The sequence below is a fragment of the Nonomuraea sp. NPDC049714 genome, assembly GCF_044465295.1.
GTDB lineage: Bacteria > Actinomycetota > Actinomycetes > Streptosporangiales > Streptosporangiaceae > Nonomuraea.
Window position 1 is genome coordinate 510,134 of the sequence record NZ_JBITLM010000007.1, and the last position, 19,902, is coordinate 530,035.

Sequence of the window (19,902 nt, forward strand, 5' to 3'; positions counted from 1 at the left end):
CGCTGACTCCCTACGACGAGGACGAGCGGACGATCAGGCGGGGTTCGATGACGATCCGGTGGGCGGGGCGTTGCGGGTCCGGGTCCGACAGGCGGGCCGTGAGCATGGCGAAGGCCGCTCGGCCGATGGCCGACTTGGGTGGGCGGACGGCCGTCAGCGGCGGGTCGCACAGCTCGGCCACCTCGTCGTCGTACGTCACCACGGTGAGGTCGCCCGGCATCCGGATGCCGCGTTCCTGGCAGCGTTCGACCAGGCTGATCGCCTCCGGGTCCGAGTGCACCAGCAGCGCGGTCGCTCCTGAGGACAGGGATTTGTCGAGCACCTCGTCGAGCTGCTTGGGCCAGTCGGGGTGCCGCTGGTCGACGGTGGTGATGTCGAGCGCGCCGTCCAACTTGAGGCCGAGCTCCTCGCACGCCTGCCGCCAGCCGCGCCGTACATGTGGAGCCGTAGGGCTCTGCAAGGTCGTGACCACGCCGACGTGCCGGTGGCCGAGTGCGGCGAGGTGCCGCACGGCCATCGTGGCGCCGAGCGCGTGGTCGCTGACCACCGACTCCATCGCCTCCTGGTAGGGGCCGACGGTGGCGGTGCGCTCGATGAGCACCACCGGCACGTCGGTGTGCTGGAGCCAGCGGACCAGCGCCTCCCCGTCGCTGCCGGTGGTGGTCGGCGCGACCAGCAGCCCGTCCACCCCCAGGGACTCGACCAGCCAGGAGAGCTGGCGGCGCTCGTCGGCGGCCTGGTAGGTGGCCCCGCGCAGCACGATCCGGGCGCCGGACGCCGCCGCGGCCTCTCGGACGCCGCGGATCACGTCGGGCCAGTAGTAGTCGAGCGACGGCACCACGACCCCGATCGTGAGCTGCCCCGCACGGGCGGCGACCGGATGAGGCGCCGCCTGCGGGGGCGGCGTCCCCTCGGGGTCCTTGACGGCGAGCGTGTCGGCGAGGGCGCCGCCATGGAGTACGGCTCCGCCGCGCACCCGGCGGATGATGCCCTGTGAGGCGAGCAGCGCGATGTCGCGCCGTACGGTGATCGCGGAGACGTCGAGCTCCGTGGCGAGGTCATTGACGCGTACGACACCGCGCCGGCGCAGCAGCTCGACCACCTGGGCGCGCCGCTCGTCGGGCAGCGGCGTGGGGGAGTCGGGGACGGTCACGCGCCCACCTCCACCGGTAGCGGTGCGGGAAGGTCAGGGGCCGTCATGCGCGTACCTCCACGTGGATCGGGAGTGAGCCGTGTGCCGTGCCGGGCAGGCGCAGCTCCAGCCGGGTCAGCCGCTCGCCCCACACCGAGGAGAGCATCGGATCGTCCAGCTCCCGGACGGTGAGCGAGCCCGTGGCGAGCTCCGGGTCCCAGCTGACGAGCACGTCGCGGGCGCCGTCCAGCGGCCGTACCACCACCCGCCCGGCGGTCAGCTCCACCTGCCCGGCGAGCAGAAAGTGCAGGGAGCTCGGCGGCCCGTCGCCGTCGAAGCTCCAGGCGTCCTCGATCGTCACGAGCGACGCGGCCCGGTCGAGCCGGGCCGTCCGCCGCCACTGGCGCAGCTTCTCCACCGGGTACGCCGCCGCCAGGTCCATCCGGGCCGCGAAGACCCCGGACTCGTCCGTCACCTCGACGTCGCGGGCCTTGAACAGGGGGCCCTGTCCCTGCGGCGTGCCCCGTACCTCCGGAACGCTGTGCCAGTCGCTCCGCATCGTCCAGATCGCGTACCGGTCCGGCCCGAACGTCTGCGCCGTGTACGTCGGCCGCCCCGCGTCGACGATGACCGGCACGCCGTCCACGGCGACGACGACGGTGCCGACGTCGTTGTGGTTGTGGTTCTCGTCGTTGTACCCGCCCTTGACGGCGAGGGTGAGGCCGCGCGGTGTCCCGGCCGCCGATCGCGCGAGGCCCACCTGGGTGCCGGGCAGCCAGACCCCGGCGACCAGGGGCGGCTCTCCAGGCACGGCCCGCTGCCACTCGGCGTCGGCGAGCTCGTGCAGTGCCCGCCCGAGCCCGGCCCGGACGGAGATCGCGCCTCGATGGGCGGCGGCGTGCCGAACCACCTCCTGCTCGTCCAGCCGGCGGCCCCACCGGTACGGCACCTGCCAGGGCAGCTCACTGGACGGCCGGGCCCGCGCGTCGGCGAAGTTCAGGTACCACGGCCCGCCCAGCTGCATGCGGTGCGGGAACCGTACGGTCTCCCGCACGACAGGCACCCGCGCGGCGCTCAGCGTCCCCGCCGTGGCGTGCTCCAGGACGTCGAGCGCCTCCAGCGCGCGGCAGGCGCCGTTCCACCAGTATTCGTAGCCTTCGTCGATCGAGCCGTCGTCCGGCAACGCCGCGAGGTAACGGTCGATGCCCTCCACGGCGAGCGCCACCTGCCGCGCCCGCTCGTCGCCCGGCTCGCTCAGGCGCAGGGCGGCGACCAGGACGTTGCCGCAGATCCACGGGCACCAGTTGTGCACGTGGCCGTCGAGCCCGAGCCAGTGCCAGTCGCGCCGCCGGGTGAACGGCTCCAGCACCCGCACCCGAGCCTCCGCCCGCACCCGCGCACGCAACCCCGGAAAGCGCGCGTCGAGCCGCGCCCCGAGCGCGTGATCGGCCCAGGCCAGCTGGGCGGCCACCTCGGCGGCCCCCAGGTCCAGGCACGGCTCGGCCAGGTCGGGCAGGACGGTCCCCCTGGGCCGGCACGACTCCTCATGGGCCGGCCAGCACCACGAGCTCTGCTCGCACAGCAGCACCATCCCGTCGGCGGCCTCGTCCAGCCACCGCTCCGCGCCGCTTGCCACCGCCATCAGCACCGCCCGGGTCAGCCGGTCCTGACGCCCGAACACCTGACTTTCGTAGTCCGTACGGTTTCCGTCTCCGGCGCGGAAGTAACGCGCGTACTGCGAGGCCAGCGGCTGCGGCCACGGAGTCCCCAGCTCAGCCTCGGCCAGCTCCCGCACCTCGCCCAGCGGATCCCCGTCACCGACGGCGGCGGGAGGCGCCGGGAGCGCGGTGCCGGGCGGCAGCAGGCGGTGCGCCAGGCTCTCCCACGAGGCATCAGCCCCCCAGGCGGCGAGCAGCGGACCGGCGCCGGTGGCGTCCGGACGGTGGATCGGGGAGCCGGTTGCGGTGTTCGTCATAGTCCTCCTCGCGGGCACCCATAGTACCGATCGGATTTGATCGAAGATGAAGCAATCGAACGCTCCACCGGACCCATCGCCGCCACCATGTGCCGAACAACCCGCATCACCTGGGGAAGCGGCGGCCGATCGCCTCTGAGCATGCCTGAACACTGTGGCCGCAAAGACCGCTGATCTAGGAGGCGTTGCGTCGGACCACGTCAGGCGTCGGTGTCCTTGGGATGACAAGGGGAGGCATAGACGAGATGGACGGTGCGACGAGGTTCATCGACGAGGTAACGCACCCGCCCGCCCGCGGTGACCTCGTATTCCCACTGCGGGTATTCGCGACCACCCAGGGTCGCGGTGGCGAGGCGGCCGCGTAGCCGGTGCTGTCGGTCTGGGTCCTCCTGCGACAGCGGATCGGCCCGCAACGCCTCGAAACAGCGCCGTGTGTTGCCCGCGGCTCCGGCGCACAGGTCGATCCATCCCTTGGCCGCCTCGTTGGTGGCGAATCGGAGATGCCACTCGGCACCCACAGGCGGCGGCGACACGGCGTCGCCGCGCTTGGGACTCACGGCGCGAACACCTCGCCGTGGTCCTCGTCGGGCAGCGCGCGAGTGAGCCGCGCGGTCAAGGACGGGTCGGCCAGAATGCGAGCGGTCGCCCGCCATTCGACGATGACGCGGTGCACGGCCGCATGAACGTCCAGATCGACCGCGTCACGCGTGGCATCCATGAGCTCCTGTACGAACTCCCGGGTCTCCTCCTCGGACAGATGCCGTGCCCACGGGAAGACGGCGGGCAGGGCGTGCACGATGGCGTGAGCACCCTCCTCGCTGGCGAGCAGAGCGGCCATCATGCGAGCCGCGACATCCGCCGTCTCTTCCCGCTGCTTGTCGTGACGAGCCGTGGAGATGAAGAGATCCTCCCCGTCTCGACGTTTGACGTGCACCCGATGAAACCGGTCGATGGTCTGGGCAACTCGCTTGGAGTGCTTCGACAGGTCGGAGAACGGGACGGTCGGCAAGTCCATACCCTACGGTACTTCGGAACACGTTCAGAAGTAAACGACCGCCGCTCAACCCCAAGGAAAATCCGCCCAAGTCATCCGTGATCCCCAGAATTCGCTGATCGTGAAGCCTCGAACACCCGAAACAGGGCGTACCGGAGGGGAAGAGCATGGGCGTGTCCGAGCAGGGCGAAGCCGGGCCGGGCAAGAAGCTGCTGTCGCTGTCGCTCTACCTGGCCGAGCACGGGCGGCGGACGATCATGTGGGACGTGGAGCCGAATCGACCGGCGACCCCACGGCCGCCCAGGTCGCCGCCACGGTGTGCGCGCCGACGGCTACCGCTTCGTCACGATCGCCGAGCTGCTCGCCCGCTGACCGCGCGGCGCCGTGCCGGGGGGCCGGGCGCGGGACGAGCGGTGAAGTGCCCGGTGCGAGGGCAGGGGAGGGCTTCGCACGGGAGAGGAAACCGATGGCGGAGACGAGCGAGGACAGGTGCGAGCGGGTCGCGCGAAAGGTGCTGGCGCTGGAGGCGCTGCGGCCCGGCCAGCTGGAGGCGATGGCGGCGCTGGCCGACGGGCGCGACACGCTGGCGGTGATGCCGACGGGGGCCGGGAAGTCGGCGATCTATCAGGTGCCCGCGCTGCTCCTGAAAGGGCCCACTCTGGTGGTGTCGCCGCTGATCGCGCTGCAACGAGACCAGGTGGAGGCGCTGCGCGAGCGGGACGAGGAGGCGGTCAGCCTGGACGCGTCGACGTCGGCGGGGGAGCGGGCCTCATCGTTCGAGTCGTTGCGGGCGGGGGAGACGGAGTTCCTGTTCTGCGCGCCCGAGCAGCTCGCCCGGCAGGACGTGGTGCGGGAGCTGGCCGCCGCGAGACCGTCGCTGCTGGTGGTGGACGAGGCCCACTGCGTGTCGGCGTGGGGGCACGACTTCCGCCCGGACTACCTGCGGCTCGGGGCCGTCGCCGAGGCGCTGGGCCGCCCGGTGATCGCGGCGCTGACCGCCACGGCGGCGCCGCCGGTGCGGGCGGAGATCGTCGAGCGGCTCGGCATGCGCGATCCGCTGCAGGTCGTGCAGGGGTTCGACAGGGCCAACATCCGGCTGGAGGTACGGAGATCGTCCGGCGACGGCGTCGAGCAGGTGGCCGACGCGGTGCGGGAGCTGAACGTACCCGGTCTGATCTATACGAGCACCCGCAAGGGGACCGGCGAGCTGGCGGGACGGCTCGCGGACGGCGGCGTGCGGGCGGCGGCCTACCACGCGGGCATGCGCCGGGCCGAGCGTGACGGGGTGCAGGAGGCGTTCATGGCGGGGGAGGTGGACGTCGTGGTGGCCACCAGCGCCTTCGGGATGGGGATCGACAAGCCGGATGTCCGGTTCGTCGTGCATGCGCAGGTGCCGGGGTCGCTGGACTCGTACTACCAGGAGATCGGCCGGGCGGGCCGGGACGGGGAGCCGGCCGCCGGCGTGCTGTTCTACCACGAGGAGGACCTGGGGCTGCAGCGGTTCTTCACCGGCGCGCTGCCGGACGAGGAGACGCTCGCCCGGGTCGCGGAGGCGGTGCGAGCCGGCGAGGGGACCGACAGCAAGCGGCAGGGCGACGGGATGCGGGACGGCGGCGGGACCGACCGTAAGCGGCTGCGCGAGGGGCTCGGTCTCACGGCGCGGCGGCTGACCTCGCTGCTGAACCTGCTGGAGAAGGCGGGCGCGGTCCGGCTCGGCACCCGTACGGTCACGTGGTCGGGACAGGAGCCGGCCGAGGCGGCGCGGGCCGCGCGGGCGGTGGCCGAGCAGCACCGGGACATCGAGCGCACCCGCCTGGAGATGATGCGCCGCTACGCCGAGACGCGGGACTGCCGGCGCGTGTTCCTGCTCGGCTACTTCGGCGAGCGGCTCCCCGAGCCGTGCGGCAACTGCGACACCTGCCACGCCGGGACGGCGGCCGGGCCGAACGGCGTCGAGGAGGGGCCTTTCCCGATGCACGCCCAGGTCGAGCACACCGTTTGGGGGCCGGGAGAGGTCATCCGCCGGGAGGAGGACCGGCTGACCGTGCTCTTCCGCGACGGCGGGTACCGCGAGCTGCTCCTGTCCGCCGTGCTGGAGGAGGGGCTGCTGTGCGAGGCCCGATCCGATGCGCCCGAGCGGGTGTGAACCGCTGCCTCGGCGGGCACCGGAAGATAACGACGAAAAGGAGCTCTGACATGCTGATACGTGAGATGCTCCACGCCCTTCCGGGAGAGCAGGGGCCGGACCGCGCAGTGATCGCGGACGCTGTGCGGACGCTGTTCGACTGCGCGCAGGCCTGCACGGCGTGCGCCGACGCCAGCCTCAGCGAGGAGCGGATGACCTCGCTCCGCACGTCCATCAGGACAAGCCTGGACTGCGCCGATCTCTGTGAGGCGACGGCCCGCATGCTGTCCCAGCCTGGCGCGTACGACGACGACCTCATCCGCGCGCAGCTCCGCGCCTGTGTCGAGCTCTGCATCCGCTCGGCCGGGGAGTGCGATCGGCGCGGGCGCGGTCCCATCTGCGTCGAGGCGTGCCGCAGCGGCGTCGAAAGCTGCCTGACCCTCCTGGTCGAGCTGGGCTGAGCGGCAGAGGCGGGGTCTGATGGGGCGGGTCCGAATGGCACCATGAAGTGGTGAGTGAGAGCGCGAGGAGGCTGCTGGCCGAGTTGGTGGCCGGTGGCGGGGTGTCGGTGCTCAGCGGGGCGGGCCTGTCGACCGAGTCCGGCATCCCGGACTACCGGGGTCCGACGGGACGGGCACGCAAGGCCGAGCCGATGACGTACCAGCGGTTCGTCGGCAGCGCGCGGGCGCGGCAGCGTTACTGGGCGCGCAGCCACGTCGGCTGGCGGCAGATCGGCTCAGCGCGGCCGAACGACGGTCACCGGGCGGTGGCCGAGCTGGAGCGGCTCGGACTGATCGCCGGGATCGTCACCCAGAACGTCGACGGCCTGCACCAGGCGGCCGGAGCGCGGCGGGTGGTCGAGCTGCACGGCGGCCTGGACCGGGTGGTCTGCCTGTCGTGCCGGGAGCGCACCCCGCGCACGGATCTGGAGCGCCGCCTGCGCGCGGTCAACGCGGACTGGGACGCCAGCGGGCGGATCAACCCCGACGGCGACGCCGTGCTCGACGACGAGCAGGTCGAGGGTTTCCGGGTGGTGGACTGCGAGAGCTGCGGCGGCCTGCTCAAACCGGACGTGATCTTCTTCGGCGAGAACGTGCCCAGGCCGCGCGTGGACGAGTGTTTCGCGCTCGTGGCGGGCGCGCGGGCGCTGCTCGTCCTCGGCTCGTCGCTGACGGTCCGGTCCGGGCTGCGGTTCGTGGACAAGGCCGCCGCGCTCGGCATCCCGATCGCCATCGTCAACCAGGGCCCGACCCGGGGCGACGCCGACGCCGCGCTCACCTTGAACGCCCCGCTGGGGGCGACGCTCACCGACCTCACGACGCGTCTCCAGGGAGCCCGCCCGGCAAGCGTCTGAGCACGAGCGCGAAGCAAGCGCGTCCTGGCACGAAGGGAAGCCAGGCACAATGGGTGCATGCCCGCTGCTCCCGCCTCGTGCCCCTGCGGCCTGCCCGCCCCCTACCAGGACTGCTGCGGCCGCTTCCACCGAGGCGAGGCGTCCGCCCCCACGGCCGAGCTGCTCATGCGCTCCCGCTTCACCGCCTTCGCCACCGGCGACACGGCCTACCTGCTGCGCACCTGGCACCCGGCCGACCGCCCGGCCCGCCTGGAGCCGGATCGGCGGCTGCGCTGGACCCGGCTGGAGATCCTGGGCAGCACCGGCGGCAGCGTGATCCACACCGAGGGCGCCGTACGCTTCCGCGCCCACTACACAGAGCGCGGCCGGCCGGGCGAGCTGGAGGAACACAGCCGCTTTCTGCGCCTGGAGGGCCGCTGGGTCTACGCGGGCGTCGTCCAGGCACAGGGTTAGCTCCTGGCCCGCACCCGAGCAGGCAGACGACGGGTGAGGGCGGGCAGCAGCCCTTGGGGCAGGAACAGCACGACGATGATGAGCACCAGCGCGTAGACGGCGTACGACAGCACGCTGGGCGCGTAGCTGGGCATGCCGGGCAGCGCGCCGACGATGTTCAGCGCCTGCAGGAGCAGCGTGATCGCGGTGGCTCCGACGACGGCTCCCCAGATGGTGCCGAGCCCGCCGACGACGGCCATGACGATGTACTGGATCGAGATCAGCACCGGGAACGAGCCGGGCGCCACGTAGCCGGTGTAGAAGCAGTAGATGCCGCCCGCCAGCCCGGCGAAGGCGGCGGACAGGGCGAAGACGGCGAGCTTGTAGCGGCCGACGGGGATGCCGGAGGAGGCGGCGGCGGTCTCGCTGGTGGCCAGCGCGCGCAGCGCGCGGCCGGGCCGTGAGGTGCTCACGTTGTACGTCACCAGCATCACCAGAGCCAGCCCCGCCCAGGTCAGATAGGCGTACGCGGCGGCGCCGCTCATCTCCCACGACCCGATGCCGAACTGCGGGATGGCCTGCAGCCCGATGTCACCCCCGGTGAACTCCATCTGCCCGGCCACCGACAGCAGGATGAGCTGCATGGCCAGGGTCGCGAAGGCCAGATGGTGGCCGCGCAGCCGCAGCAGCGGCGTACCGATGACCAGCGCGGACGCGGCGGCCACCAGCGGGGCGGCGATCAGCCCGGCGAGCGGGGGCACACCGCCCAGGGTGAGCAGGGCGGCGGTGTAGGCGCCGATGGCGTAGAAGGCGCCCTGACCGAGCGAGACCTGCCCGGCGTAGCCCATGAGCAGGGACACCCCGACGGTGACCATGGCGGCCAGGCCGAGCAGGATGTAGACGGCCAGCGCGCTGTCGTCGAGCACGGCGGGCAGCGCGAGCGTGGCGGCAGCGACGAGGAGCCCGCCCGCGAGTCTTCTCACACCGTCTCCTGGTGGATCGTGGAGTGGCGGCTCGCCTGGACGATCATCACGATGATCATGAGCCCGAGCGCGACCTCCAGTTGGTGGGAGCCGTAGCCGTAGCCCGCCGCCATGGTCTCGGCCACGCCGAGCAGCAGCGCGCCGATGAGGGTGATGACCGGGCGGGTGAGCGCGCCGAAGACGGCGGCGGCGAAGCCGTTGACAATGAGCAGGACGTCGGTGTCGAAGGAGATCGGCCGCAGGGGGGTGATGAGCACCCCGGCGAGCCCGCCGAGCAGGCCGCCGATGGCGAAGGCGAGCAGCCCCATCCGCCGCGTGTCGATGCCGACCACCCGGGCGGCGTAGGGGTTGGAGGCGCACGCGGTCAGCGCCTTGCCCAGGTAGGTGCGGCCGAAGAAGAGCGCGATCAGCACGAACGTCGCCGCCGTGACGCCGATGACCAGCAGGTGCTGGGTCTGGATCCGGGCCCCCGCGATGGTCACCGAGCCGGCCAGGCCGGGGGCCGAGCGCGGCTGGTCCCCCCACAGCACGATCTCGACGGCGTACGCCAGCACGCCCACGCCGAGCGTGACGATGAGCGCCGACAGCGGGCTGGTGCCGCGCTTGCCGATGGCGACCAGGCCGGTGAGCAGGCCCGCCACCGCGCCCGCCAGGACGGCGGCGACCTCGCTGAGGCCGTGCGGCCACCCCATCCCGAGCAGCGAGGAGGTGCACAGCCCGGCCACCACGGCGAACGTCCCCTGGGCGAAGTTCACCACGCCGGTGACCCGGTGGATGACGACCAGGCCGCTGGCGATGAGCGCGATGGCGCACCCGACCGCCAGGCCGTTGAGCAGGTAGGTCAGGAACGCGCTCATGTGATCGCCCCACCCAGGTAGGCGCTGGCCACCCGTGGGTCCTCGGCCAGCTCGGCGCTGTCTCCCTCGGCCACCAGCCGCCCGGACTCCAGCACGTAGGCCCGGTGGCACAGCTCGAAGGCCAGGCGGGCGTTCTGCTCGATGAGCAGCACGGTCAGCCCGTGCTCCCGGTTGAGCTCGGCCAGGTGCGCGGCCAGGTCGGCGGTGACGTTGGGGGCGAGCCCGAGCGACAGCTCGTCGACCACGAGCGCCTCCGGGCGCGCCATCATGGCCCGGCCGAAGGCCACCATCTGCTGCTCCCCGCCCGACAGCACGCCCGCCTTCCTGCCGGACAGCTCCGCCAGGCGCGGCAGCAGCTCGTAGACGGCGGCGGGGTCGCGCTGCCCGGAGCGCCAGCCGCCCAGGGCCAGGTTGTCGGCGACCGACATGTCGGGAAAGAGCTGGCGGCCCTCGGGGATCATCGCCAGCCTGCCCCCGATCCGGACGGTCCCCGAAACCGGGGCGAGGATGCCTGCCAGCGTGTTGGCCAGCGTGGACTTCCCCGCCCCGTTCGGCCCGAGCAGCGCCACCATCTCACCCTGCCCTACCGAGAGGGTGACGTGGTCGAGCGCGGTGGCCGTACCGTAGGAGACGACCAGGTCGGTGACGTCGATCATGAGGCCTGTCCGAGGTAGGCCGCGAGCACGAGCGGGTCCGCGCGGACCTCGGCGGGGGAGCCGTCGGCGATCACCTGGCCGAGGTCCAGGACGACGACGCGGTCGGCGAGCCGGGTCACGAAGGCGACGTCGTGCTCGATGAGCAGGATGGTCAGCCCGTCCGCGCGCAGCTCCTCCACCAGCGCGGCGAGGTGCTCACGCTCGCCGCCGCGCAGGCCGGAGGCGGGCTCGTCGAGCAGCAGCAGCCGGGGCCGCGCGCACAGCGCGCGGGCGAGCTGCAGGGCGCGCTGCTGCCCGATCGGCAGCAGGTCGGCGGGGCGATCGGCCCAATCGGCCAGCCCGACCCGGACGAGGGCCGCGTCCGCCTCCCGCGCGATCTCGCGCTCGTCGCGGTGGTGGCGTGGCAGCCGCAGCGCCGCCGACACGAAGCCGGCGCTGGTACGGCCGTGCATGCCGACCATGACGTTCTCCCGGACCGTCATGCCGCGGAAGACCCTGGCCGCCTGGAACACGATGGACATGCCGAGCCGGGCGCGCCGGTGCGGCGCGAGCCGTTCGACCCGGCGGCCGAGGAAGGAGATCTCGCCCTGGTCGGCCGCCAGATGGCCGGTGATGAGGTTGAACAGGGTGGACTTGCCGGCTCCGTTGGGCCCGATGACGCCGCAGACCTCGCCCTCGGCGACGCCGAGCGTGACGTCGTGGACGGCGTAGACGCCGCCGAACGAGCGTGAGATCCCGGTGACCGTCAGCACCTCTACTCCGCCGTGACGGTCTTGGCGAGCTGCTCCTTGGCCCAGTCGGTGGGCACGAACTTGCCGTCCTTCACCGTGTTGACCGAGATGTACTCGGGGGACAGCCCGGAGTGGTCGGTGGGGGAGTAGCGGAACCGGCCGTTCGGCGTGATCAGGTCCATGCTCTCCAGAGCCTGCTGGATCTTGACCTTGTCGGTGCTGCCGGCCTTCCTGATCGCCTCGAACAGCAGCAGGCTCGCGCTGTAGCCGTCCTGGGCGAACTGCGGCGGGCCGTAGCCGTGCTTCTGCTCGTACGGGGTGGCCATCTGCTCGATGATCTGTTTCTGCTTGCCGTCGGGCAGGTGCTCGCCCACCACCCCGATGGCGCTCTGCACGGTCATGCCCTCGGCGGCCGCGCCCATCGGCTCCAGCCACAGCTTGCTCGCCTGGGAGGCGGTCAGGAACAGCGGCGTCTTCAGGCCGGAGGCGGCGTACTGCTTGGCGGCGGTGACGCCGGGCGCGCCGGAGCCCCAGAAGACCAGTGCCTCGGCCGCCGACTCGCGGACGTGGGTGAACAGCGGGCTGAAGTCGGAGGTGCTGGTCTCGTACGCCTCGTCGACGGCGATCGTCACGCCGTACTTGGGCGCCAGCGCGACCATGGCCTTGTGGCCGGACACCGAGTAGGCGCTCTTGGAGTCCCAGGCGACGGCCACCGTCTTGATGCCCTCGGCCTGGATGTACTGCAGGTAGCGCTCGGCGTACATGCTGGACAGCGCCGGGGTGACGAAGACGTAGGACTTGATCGGCTCGACCTGCTCCTGGGCGGGGGCGAGTGACAGATAGGGCATCTTGTCGCGCTGCGCGATGGGCTCGATGGCCAGCGCGGAGTTGGAGAAGACCGGGCCGATGAGGGCGTCGATCTCGCCCTTGATCTGGTTGTAGGCCACGATGCCCTGGTCGGGGGCGGTCTTGTCGTCGCGGGTGACCAGCTCCACCTTGCGGCCGAGCAGTCCGCCCTGGCCGTTGACCTGCTCGACGGCCAGCTCCACGGCCTTCTTGTCCTCGCTGCCCAGCGGCGTGTAGTTGCCGGTCAGGGAGACGATGAGGCCGACCTTGATCGGGTCGTCGGCGGTGGAGCTCGTGCCGCCGTCGCCGTCGCCGCCGCAGGCCGCCAGGGCCAGCACGAGGCATGCCAGAGATGGGAGAAGCCTGCGCATCTGGACCTCCTGGACCCCGCGATGTGGCCCTGAACATAGGCAGGTACATTACGGCTGTCAAGAGATTGCCCAACATGCGTACGGGAGCGAGACGTGGCGGCACAGGAGCGGGAGAGCGGCCTGCGTCCCCAGTCGGTGATCTTGACCTTTCTCGGCGACCACGTGTACGGCCGGGGGATCTGCGTGTCCTCCGGCAGCTTCATCGAGGCGTTCACCAGAGTCGGGATCTCCGAGGACGCGACCCGCTCCACGCTGACCCGGATGGTCAACCGGGGGCTGTTGCGCCGCCAGCGGGCCGGGCGGCGGATGTACTTCGGGCTCACCCCGATGAGCACCGAGGTGCTCAAGGACGGTGAGCGGCGCATCTGGCACAGCGGCGTCGTGAACGACGCCGGCGAGGACCGGTGGACGCTCGTCGGCTTCTCGCTGCCGGAGTCCTGGCAGCGGCAGCGGCACGAGCTGCGCTCCCGGCTGATCTGGGCCGGGTTCGGGCCGTTGCAGAACGGGTTGTGGATCGCGCCGGGTGACGTCGACCCGGCCAAGGTGATCGACGGGATCGGCGCCGGGGTGAAGGTGTTCTCGGCCGAGCCCAGGCACCCCACCGACATGCACGCGCTGATCGGCGACGCCTACGACCTGTCCGGGCTGGGGCGGCGTTACGAGGCGTTCCTGCGGCGGTGGGACCGGGCCCGTCCCGAGCTCGCCGCGCCGGACGACCTGGCTCGCTCGCTGACGCTGCTCACCGAGTGGCTGCAGATCATCAGGACCGACCCCCGGCTGCCGCTCCGCTACCTGCCGCACGACTGGCCGGCCGAGAAGGCGCAGCGGGTCTGCCATGTGCTGCACGAGCGGTTCCAGCCGGAGGCGGCGGCGATCACGGCCCGCATCCTCGACGCGGTTCCGGACGCATGCCAGCAAAGTTGGGCAGAACGGTGACAGCCGTCGCCAAGTGGCCTAATTTGATGGCGAAGACCGTGGAGGAGTGCGGATGCGGAATCAGGGGCTGGGCTCGTGGCCGGCCCGCAGGACGCGGATGTCGCCGGACAAGGTGGCGCTGACGCACTGCGGCCTGCACCGGACCTACCGCGACCTGCACATCAGGACCAACCGGCTGGCCCACGCCCTCGCGAAGCTCGGGGTGCGGCCCGGCGACCGGGTCGCCTACCTGGGAGCCAACCATCCGGCGCTGGTGGAGACCTTCTTCGCCGCCGGAGCGCTGGGGGCGATGTTCGTCCCGCTCAACACCCGTCTGGCCGCACCCGAGCTGCGCTACATCGTCGAGGACGCCGGCGCGGAGGTCATCGTGCTGGGTGACGGGCACGACGGCGCCGGCCTGCCGGGCCGCCACGTCCTGGCGAGCGCGTACGAGGACCTGCTCGCCTCGGGCTCCCCGGAACCGATCGACGAGCCGGTGACCCACGACGACCCGTGCCTGATCATGTACACCTCGGGCACCACCGGCCGGCCCAAGGGCGCCGTGCTCACCCACGGCAACCTGATCTGGAACACCTTCAACCTGCTGGTCGACGTCCCCCTCGCGCACGACGAGGTGACGCTGGTCAGCGCGCCGCTGTTCCACATCGCGGCCCTGGCCCAGACGCTGATCCCGACCGTGCTCAAGGGCGGCAGGGCGATCCTGGAGCAGTCTTTCGACGTGGACGCCACCTTCGACCTGATCGAGGCGGAGCGGGTCACCGTGATGTTCGGGGTGCCCGCCATGTTCACCTTCCTCGCCCAGTCGCCGCGGTGGCCGGACGCCGACCTGTCCAGCCTGCGCCACCTGCTCTGCGGCGGCGCGCCGGTCCCCGAGCCGCTGATCCGGACCTACCAGGATCGCGGGCTGACGTTCCTGCAGGGGTACGGCCTGACCGAGACGGCGCCGGGCGCCCTGTTCCTGGGGGCCGAGCACTCCGTGGCCAAGGCGGGCTCGGCGGGCGTGCCGTGCTTCTTCTCCGACGTCAAGCTGGTCGCCACCGACGGATCCGCCGCGGCTCCCGGCGAGCCGGGCGAGGTCCACGTCCAGGGCCCGAACGTGACGCCGGGCTACTGGCAGCGGCCCGAGGAGACGAGCAAGGTACTGTCGAGTGACGGGTGGCTGCGCTCCGGCGACGTCGGCGTCGCCGACGAGGACGGTTTCGTCCGCATCTCCGACCGGATCAACGACATGATCATCTCCGGTGGGGAGAACATCTACCCCGCCGAGGTGGAGAGCGTCCTGTACGGCCACCCCGCGGTGGCCGAGTGCGCCGTGATCGGCGTCCCCGACGACCGGTGGGGCGAGGTCGGCAAGGCCCTCGTCGTGCTGCGGCCGGGCCGGACCGAACGGCCTGACGAGCTGGTGGCCCATCTGGACGGCCGGCTCGCCCGGTACAAGATCCCGAAGCACGTGGAGCTCGTCCCCGAGTTACCCAGGAACGCGGCGGGCAAGCTGCTCAAGGCCCAGATCAGGGCTCGCTACGGGGCAGCCGGCGGCACGGCCTAAGCTCCTCGGTGGAAATGCCGCCCCACCGGACAAACTTGACATTGACGTTCGCTCAAGGAGAGTCGCATGCGCACCACACCCCCGTTTCGCGCGGACCACGTCGGCAGCCTGCTGCGCCCCGCTACCTTGCTGGAAGCCAGGGAGACCCTCACCGGTGACGCGCTGCGCGAGGTCGAGAACGAGGCCGTTCGCGAGGTCGTGCGCAGGCAGGAGGAGATCGGCCTGCAGTCGGCCACCGACGGCGAGTTCCGCCGGACCTCCTGGCACATGGACTTCATTCACCAGCTGGGCGGCATCGGCACGGCGACCGACGAGCACATCACGGTCCGTTTCCACAACGAGCAGGGCGACATCGAGTTCACCCCTGCCGCGTTGCGCGTGCACGACAAGATCAAGGTCAGCGAGCCGATCTTCGGCGCCGACTTCGCGTTCCTGCGTGACGCCGTGACCACGGCCGTGCCCAAGCTGACCATCCCCTCGCCCAGCATGGTCCACTACCGGGGCGGCCCCGCAGCCATTGACCCGGCCGTCTACCCGGACGTCGAGGAGTTCTGGACCGATCTGAGCGCCGCCTACGCCGAGCAGGTGCGCAAGATCGGCGAGCTGGGCTGCACCTACCTGCAGTTCGACGACACCAGCCTGGCCTACCTCAACGACCCCTCCCAGCGGGCCGAGCTCACCGAGCGCGGTGACGACGCCGAGCACATGCACCTGCGCTACATCAAGCAGATCAACGCCGCGCTCGCCGCCAAGCCCGAGGGCATGACGATCACCACCCACATGTGCCGCGGCAACTTCCGCTCCTCCTGGGCGGCCTCGGGCGGCTACGACTTCGTCGCCGAGGCGCTGTTCGGCGAGCTCGCGGTGGACGGCTTCTTCCTGGAGTTCGACGACGAGCGCTCCGGTGGCTTCGAGCCGCTGCGCTACGTGCCCGAGGGCAAGATGGTGGTGCTCGGCCTGGTCACCACCAAGCACGGCGAGCTGGAGTCGAAGGACGCGCTCAAGCGCCGCATCGACGAGGCCGCCAAGTACGTCGACCTGGACCAGCTCTGCCTGTCGCCGCAGTGTGGTTTCTCCTCCACCGTCGAGGGCAACCAGCTCACCGCAGACCAGCAGTTCGCCAAGCTGGCCCTGATCGTGGAGACCGCCCGCGAGGTGTGGGGCTAGATCATCCGGCCGGGCGCCCCGGCCGGAGCCGGCGGCCGAGGGCGGCGAACAGCCGCCTCGGCACCGCCAGCGTCAGCACCGCCAGCACCACGTGCGCCGCGATGAAGGCGTAGGCCTCGTTCCGCGTCGCCACGTGCCCCAGCCGGACCGTGATGTGGTGCGCCCAGTCCCACACCTCCGGGATCCCGTCCAGCCTGCTGTTCAGCATCACCGCCACCAGGTCCTCCAGGCCCGACATCTGCAGGATCGTCATGGCCGCGCCGACCCGCAGCACGCCTTCGCGCGAGCCGCCGCCGACCCGGTAGGCCAGTGCGAGCGCGATCATGATGAACGGCACGAACACGACCACGTGCAAATAGAGGTCCTCGAACTCCGCCGTGCCGTCGGCCATGTCGAGGGCGGTCATGAACGTCGCGGGCACGAAGTAGCAGAGGAAAGCCAGGAAGATCGCGGGCAGCGCCACCAGATGCAGCCGCAGCCGCCGCGCCCACGCCACGTCCAGCCAGGCGACGCAGGCGAGCGCGGCGAGCTGCGGAGTCAGCTTGACCAGCAGCATCCAGAGCGAGGTGATCTCCTGCTCGTAGGGGATCACGAACCTGACCAGGGCGGCCAGTGCCACCGCCAGGACCCCCAGCGGCAGCGCGACGCGGTTGTCCCGCCAGAACGAGGACGAAGTGGACAGCATGCGCATCCCAGTCAGTGTGTGGAGAGAATCGGTGTGCCGTGCTCGGGGCAGACGGCCGTGATCAGTGTTTCCGTCGCGCCGGGGGTGTCCGCGCCGTCCGGGACGACGCCGACCAGCATGGGCCGTCGCCGGCGCAGCGCCGTGACGGCCGTCGCCCGCCCTGCCGGGCGGGCGTGGAAGCGCCGCCACAGCAGGTGGGTCCGGCCGCAGGTGGGGTGGGTCCCGGCGAAGTAGCCGAGATGCGGGTCATGCACGACTCCGGGCCGGGCATCCCGTACGGCGAGCGCCACGGTCATGCGCTCGACAGCGTGCACCCGGACCGGGTCGAGCTCCGGCAGGATCGCGTCGAGGGCGGGCCGTTCGCCCACCACGATCGCTCGCCCGGCCCGCTTCGCCAGGTCGTGCGCGGCGGCGTTCAGCGCGCGGCGCCGGTCCTCGTCGACGACCCGGGCGTCCGGGGCCAGCAGCACCCCGTAGCGGGGACCGGCCGGGGTGAGAGCCCGCCGGTCGAGCACGGCGGCGCGCACCTCCAGCACCGGGGTCCGGCGCGGCGCGCCCGTCAGGGCGAGCGCGTCCCGCAGCTCCCGCCCGTCGCCGATCCACAGCGACGGCTCGCGGGAGGCGTCGAAGGGCCGCGCGAACGGGCACAGGCGGTGCAGCTGGCCGGCCAGCGCGGCGGAGGGGGTGGGCTCCGGCTCGTCCAGCGCCCGGCCCGCCGCCGCCCACTGGTCGCGGTAGAACGGCACCCGGTCGAAAGCCGTCCGGACGACTCCGCGGTAGGCCCGCTCCCAGCGGGCCGCGGAGAACCTGACCGGCATCGGCCCCCAGTCGGCCGCGGCGAACCTAACCGGCATCGACGCCGACCGTGACCAGCTCCTCGACCCGGGCCAGCACCCGTGCCACCGCGTCGGCCGACGCGCCCGACGCGAGCACGTACCCGAGCTTGGCCCGGCACTCGGTGTAGGGCACGACCCGCTCGCCCGGCGAGGCGGTGACCAGCACGTCGGCCACGCCGGGCAGCGCCAGCGCCTCCGGCAGGCCGTCCAGGGACACCAGCGTGCCCGCGCGGCCGGCGCGCAGCATGCGGACGGAGGCGTGCCTGGTCCAGCGGGGCGTGAGGTCGGGGCGTTCACCGGTGGCGAGCAGGACGGCGGCGGCCACGGTGTCCACGCCGTACATCAGGCCGAGCGCCTCGCCCATGCCGTTGCCGCCGATCCGCGCGCCCATCTCGATCAGCACGACGCCGTCGCCGGTGACGAACAGGTCGAGGTTCAGCGGGCCGTCGGTGTAGCCGACCTCGGCGCAGACGAGTTCGAGCTGCCGCGTGACCTCCTTGGTCAGCGCCGGGTCGCGGGGGGCCATGTCGTGGCCGACGGCGACGACCTGCGGGGCCTCGACCACCCGGTCACTGAGCCCGAGCAGGGCGACCTCGCCGTCCTGGAGGAACGCCTCCCCGCACAGGTCCTGGCCGGTCACCAGCTCCTCGGCGATCACCGTGGCCGAGGGGGACGCGGCCGCCGCGGCCTCGACGGCGGGGCCGAGCTCACCGGCGGTTGCGCACACGGTGATGCCCCTGGAGCTGCCGGAGTCCACCGGTTTGACGATGACCGGGAAGTTCAGCCGTACGGCCGCGCGCAGAACTCGACCGGCGGAGCCGCTGACGTAGCCGGGCCCGCCGAGGCCGAGCCGCTCGCAGACCTCGCGGAAGTACGCCTTGTCCACCGAGGCCCGCAGCGCGGCCGGGGGCAGCCCGCAGGGCAGCCCGAGCCGTCCCGCCACCTCGACCAGGGCCGGGAGATTGATGTCGCTGCCGGGGGCGAGCAGCCCCGCCAGGTCGTCGCGGCCACGCAGGGCCGCGCTGACCGCGTCCACGTCGCGGGTGCTCAGGTGCAGGAACTCGTCCGCCTCCCCGACGCCGGGGGCGTCGGCGCGCATGTCGACGCAGACGGTGCCGAGCCCGAGCCGCCGGGCGGCGCGGAAGGAGCTGATCGTGCCGTCCGAGCCGCCCAGGACGACCAGTCGCCTCACGCGGTCGTCACCGTCTCCGGAGCGCTCCAGTGAACGCCGCGGGTCTCGATGAACCAGTCCACCGTCTTGGCCATGCCGTCGGCGAGCGAGACCAGCGAGCTCGGCTCGATGCCCACGGACAGGAGGGTTCCGGTGTTCGCGGTGACGGCGGTGTCGGGCGTCTCGCCGGGGCGCATCGGCAGGTCGGCGATGGGCACACGCGGATAGCCGCGCGCCGCGCAGAGGTCGATGATCAGCTCGGCGACCTCCCGGATGGTGGACGAGGTGGTGGGGCCGACCTCGACGACGTGGTCGAGGGCCTTTCCGGCCGCCGCCGTCTCCAGCGAGGCCACCAGGGTGCGGGCCACGTCCGCCACCCAGACCATGTCCGAGACCTGCGTGCCGCCGCCGTACAGCTCGACCGGCATGCCGCTCAGCGCGCGGCAGACGACCGCCGGGGTGATCTTGCGGACCTTGCCGGAGGCGAACGGCGGCGCGGCCTGCTGGCGGGGGCCGTAGGCGTTCACCACGCGGACGTTGTTCACCCTGGTGCCGCGGTGGGCGTTGAACATGCGGACGAACCGCTCCACGGCCGTCTTGGAGATGGAGTAGCTGTTGTCCATCCAGTGGTTGCCGACGCAGATGTAGACGCCCGGCAGGTCGTACTGCGCGACGGCTTCGAGGAAGTTGAGGCCGCCGATGAGGTTGGTCTCGGCGGCGGGCCGCGGGTTGGTGATGGTCTCCTGCGTGCCGAGCACGGCCGCCAGGTGAATGATCGCGTCGCAGTGAGCGGCGAGCTCCGTCATGGCGGTCGCGTCGCGGATGTCGCCGCGCATGACTTCCCAGGGCAGTTCGCCGTCCGCGCGTCCCCGGTGATCGAACACGAGCGGAACGTGGCCTCGGGCGGCGAGTTCTTCGCACACGTATCGGCCAATGAATCCGTTTCCGCCGGTCACTCCGACCTTCATTGCCACCTCTTGACGGTTGGTGTGTGCAAGGTGATGGGTGCCATGGTCAGGCGCCGTGGTTGATCACAGCATGAGTCTTCTGGGAAGATCATCACCCTGTGAGACTCTGTGTCCATGTTGTGATGATTTCTCCATCG

The 19,902-nt window shown here is 71.8% G+C and carries 20 protein-coding genes; 7 read left to right on the forward strand and 13 right to left on the reverse strand.

What is annotated here, in order from left to right; genetic code table 11:
* Positions 1 to 10: 10 nt before the first annotated feature.
* The 4 genes from ACIBQX_RS28565 to ACIBQX_RS28580 form a co-directional block, all read right to left on the reverse strand.
* On the reverse strand, positions 11 to 1,153 hold the full coding sequence (locus ACIBQX_RS28565) for a substrate-binding domain-containing protein (protein ID WP_397009730.1): 1,143 nt from the start codon (positions 1,151 to 1,153) through the stop codon (positions 11 to 13).
* A gap of 43 nt (positions 1,154 to 1,196) precedes the next feature.
* The gene (locus tag ACIBQX_RS28570) at positions 1,197 to 3,107 is read right to left on the reverse strand and encodes a hypothetical protein (RefSeq protein ID WP_397009732.1); all 1,911 of its coding nucleotides are present in this window, start codon (positions 3,105 to 3,107) and stop codon (positions 1,197 to 1,199) included.
* 200 nt (positions 3,108 to 3,307) lie between these two features.
* Positions 3,308 to 3,664, reverse strand: coding sequence for a hypothetical protein (locus tag ACIBQX_RS28575; RefSeq protein ID WP_397009734.1), 357 nt, complete (start codon positions 3,662 to 3,664; stop codon positions 3,308 to 3,310).
* Positions 3,661 to 4,122, reverse strand: coding sequence for a hypothetical protein (locus ACIBQX_RS28580; protein WP_397009736.1), 462 nt, complete (start codon positions 4,120 to 4,122; stop codon positions 3,661 to 3,663). The genes ACIBQX_RS28575 and ACIBQX_RS28580 overlap by 4 nt, the downstream gene beginning before the upstream one ends.
* Before the next feature lie 445 nt (positions 4,123 to 4,567).
* Between ACIBQX_RS28580 and ACIBQX_RS28585 the strand changes: the two genes are divergently transcribed.
* Genes ACIBQX_RS28585 through ACIBQX_RS28600 form a run of 4 tightly spaced genes read left to right on the forward strand, consistent with a single transcriptional unit; the run spans position 4,568 to position 8,033 of the window.
* Positions 4,568 to 6,247, forward strand: coding sequence for a RecQ family ATP-dependent DNA helicase (locus tag ACIBQX_RS28585; protein ID WP_397009738.1), 1,680 nt, complete (start codon positions 4,568 to 4,570; stop codon positions 6,245 to 6,247).
* A 50-nt stretch (positions 6,248 to 6,297) separates the two neighbouring features.
* Positions 6,298 to 6,687, forward strand: coding sequence for a four-helix bundle copper-binding protein (locus ACIBQX_RS28590; RefSeq protein WP_397009740.1), 390 nt, complete (start codon positions 6,298 to 6,300; stop codon positions 6,685 to 6,687).
* 50 nt (positions 6,688 to 6,737) lie between these two features.
* The gene (locus ACIBQX_RS28595; protein WP_397009742.1) at positions 6,738 to 7,580 is read left to right on the forward strand and encodes an NAD-dependent protein deacetylase; all 843 of its coding nucleotides are present in this window, start codon (positions 6,738 to 6,740) and stop codon (positions 7,578 to 7,580) included.
* Between the two features lie 57 nt (positions 7,581 to 7,637).
* Positions 7,638 to 8,033: a YchJ family protein gene (locus ACIBQX_RS28600; RefSeq protein WP_397009744.1), complete on the forward strand. Its 396-nt coding sequence runs from the start codon at positions 7,638 to 7,640 to the stop codon at positions 8,031 to 8,033.
* Here the strand turns inward: ACIBQX_RS28600 and ACIBQX_RS28605 are convergent.
* From ACIBQX_RS28605 to ACIBQX_RS28625, 5 genes are read right to left on the reverse strand one after another with little or no spacing between them, the layout of a single operon-like run.
* Positions 8,030 to 8,995 (reverse strand): branched-chain amino acid ABC transporter permease, encoded by a 966-nt coding sequence (locus ACIBQX_RS28605; protein ID WP_397009746.1) that lies wholly within the window; start codon positions 8,993 to 8,995, stop codon positions 8,030 to 8,032. The two genes, ACIBQX_RS28600 and ACIBQX_RS28605, sit on opposite strands and share 4 nt — an antisense overlap.
* A complete protein-coding gene (locus ACIBQX_RS28610; protein WP_397009748.1) occupies positions 8,992 to 9,852 on the reverse strand; it encodes a branched-chain amino acid ABC transporter permease in 861 nt (286 codons plus the stop codon). Before ACIBQX_RS28610 ends, ACIBQX_RS28605 begins: the two co-directional genes overlap by 4 nt.
* Positions 9,849 to 10,508: an ABC transporter ATP-binding protein gene (locus tag ACIBQX_RS28615; protein WP_397009750.1), complete on the reverse strand. Its 660-nt coding sequence runs from the start codon at positions 10,506 to 10,508 to the stop codon at positions 9,849 to 9,851. Before ACIBQX_RS28615 ends, ACIBQX_RS28610 begins: the two co-directional genes overlap by 4 nt.
* Entirely contained in the window at positions 10,505 to 11,260 is a 756-nt protein-coding gene (locus ACIBQX_RS28620) for an ABC transporter ATP-binding protein (RefSeq protein WP_397009752.1), read from the reverse strand. Before ACIBQX_RS28620 ends, ACIBQX_RS28615 begins: the two co-directional genes overlap by 4 nt.
* 2 nt (positions 11,261 to 11,262) lie before the next feature.
* On the reverse strand, positions 11,263 to 12,456 hold the full coding sequence (locus tag ACIBQX_RS28625; RefSeq protein ID WP_397009754.1) for an ABC transporter substrate-binding protein: 1,194 nt from the start codon (positions 12,454 to 12,456) through the stop codon (positions 11,263 to 11,265).
* A 93-nt stretch (positions 12,457 to 12,549) separates the two neighbouring features.
* Here ACIBQX_RS28625 and ACIBQX_RS28630 point away from each other — a divergent pair, with 93 nt between their 5' ends.
* The 3 genes from ACIBQX_RS28630 to ACIBQX_RS28640 all read left to right on the forward strand — a co-directional run bounded on the left by ACIBQX_RS28630 (position 12,550) and on the right by ACIBQX_RS28640 (position 16,105).
* Complete coding sequence (locus ACIBQX_RS28630; protein WP_397009756.1) at positions 12,550 to 13,392, forward strand: PaaX family transcriptional regulator C-terminal domain-containing protein; 843 nt, start codon at positions 12,550 to 12,552, stop codon at positions 13,390 to 13,392.
* Between the two features lie 52 nt (positions 13,393 to 13,444).
* Positions 13,445 to 14,938 (forward strand): long-chain fatty acid--CoA ligase, encoded by a 1,494-nt coding sequence (locus ACIBQX_RS28635; RefSeq protein WP_397009758.1) that lies wholly within the window; start codon positions 13,445 to 13,447, stop codon positions 14,936 to 14,938.
* Positions 14,939 to 15,004: 66 nt separating this feature from the next.
* Positions 15,005 to 16,105 (forward strand): 5-methyltetrahydropteroyltriglutamate--homocysteine S-methyltransferase, encoded by a 1,101-nt coding sequence (locus ACIBQX_RS28640; protein ID WP_397009760.1) that lies wholly within the window; start codon positions 15,005 to 15,007, stop codon positions 16,103 to 16,105.
* A 1-nt stretch (position 16,106) separates the two neighbouring features.
* On the opposite strand, the gene ACIBQX_RS28645 is transcribed toward ACIBQX_RS28640, so the two are convergent.
* Genes ACIBQX_RS28645 through ACIBQX_RS28660 form a run of 4 tightly spaced genes read right to left on the reverse strand, consistent with a single transcriptional unit; the run spans position 16,107 to position 19,765 of the window.
* A complete protein-coding gene (locus ACIBQX_RS28645) occupies positions 16,107 to 16,796 on the reverse strand; it encodes a hypothetical protein (protein WP_397009762.1) in 690 nt (229 codons plus the stop codon).
* Between the two features lie 5 nt (positions 16,797 to 16,801).
* Positions 16,802 to 17,644, reverse strand: coding sequence for a hypothetical protein (locus ACIBQX_RS28650; RefSeq protein WP_397009763.1), 843 nt, complete (start codon positions 17,642 to 17,644; stop codon positions 16,802 to 16,804).
* A complete protein-coding gene (locus tag ACIBQX_RS28655; protein ID WP_397009765.1) occupies positions 17,634 to 18,818 on the reverse strand; it encodes an ATP-grasp domain-containing protein in 1,185 nt (394 codons plus the stop codon). Before ACIBQX_RS28655 ends, ACIBQX_RS28650 begins: the two co-directional genes overlap by 11 nt.
* Complete coding sequence (locus ACIBQX_RS28660; protein ID WP_397009767.1) at positions 18,815 to 19,765, reverse strand: NAD-dependent epimerase/dehydratase family protein; 951 nt, start codon at positions 19,763 to 19,765, stop codon at positions 18,815 to 18,817. Before ACIBQX_RS28660 ends, ACIBQX_RS28655 begins: the two co-directional genes overlap by 4 nt.
* Positions 19,766 to 19,902 lie beyond the last annotated feature (137 nt).

Bases quoted from the DNA above. Each gene is read 5' to 3' on its own strand.
- ACIBQX_RS28570 (WP_397009732.1), bottom strand. From the start codon at position 3,107: ATGACGAACACCGCAACCGGCTCCCCGATCCACCGTCCGGACGCCACC.
- ACIBQX_RS28580 (WP_397009736.1), bottom strand. From the start codon at position 4,122: ATGGACTTGCCGACCGTCCCGTTCTCCGACCTGTCGAAGCACTCCAAG.
- ACIBQX_RS28585 (WP_397009738.1), top strand. From the start codon at position 4,568: ATGGCGGAGACGAGCGAGGACAGGTGCGAGCGGGTCGCGCGAAAGGTG.
- ACIBQX_RS28590 (WP_397009740.1), top strand. From the start codon at position 6,298: ATGCTGATACGTGAGATGCTCCACGCCCTTCCGGGAGAGCAGGGGCCG.
- ACIBQX_RS28600 (WP_397009744.1), top strand. From the start codon at position 7,638: ATGCCCGCTGCTCCCGCCTCGTGCCCCTGCGGCCTGCCCGCCCCCTAC.
- ACIBQX_RS28610 (WP_397009748.1), bottom strand. From the start codon at position 9,852: ATGAGCGCGTTCCTGACCTACCTGCTCAACGGCCTGGCGGTCGGGTGC.
- ACIBQX_RS28615 (WP_397009750.1), bottom strand. From the start codon at position 10,508: ATGATCGACGTCACCGACCTGGTCGTCTCCTACGGTACGGCCACCGCG.
- ACIBQX_RS28625 (WP_397009754.1), bottom strand. From the start codon at position 12,456: ATGCGCAGGCTTCTCCCATCTCTGGCATGCCTCGTGCTGGCCCTGGCG.
- ACIBQX_RS28635 (WP_397009758.1), top strand. From the start codon at position 13,445: ATGCGGAATCAGGGGCTGGGCTCGTGGCCGGCCCGCAGGACGCGGATG.
- ACIBQX_RS28640 (WP_397009760.1), top strand. From the start codon at position 15,005: ATGCGCACCACACCCCCGTTTCGCGCGGACCACGTCGGCAGCCTGCTG.
- ACIBQX_RS28645 (WP_397009762.1), bottom strand. From the start codon at position 16,796: ATGCGCATGCTGTCCACTTCGTCCTCGTTCTGGCGGGACAACCGCGTC.
- ACIBQX_RS28650 (WP_397009763.1), bottom strand. From the start codon at position 17,644: ATGCCGGTTAGGTTCGCCGCGGCCGACTGGGGGCCGATGCCGGTCAGG.
- ACIBQX_RS28660 (WP_397009767.1), bottom strand. From the start codon at position 19,765: ATGAAGGTCGGAGTGACCGGCGGAAACGGATTCATTGGCCGATACGTG.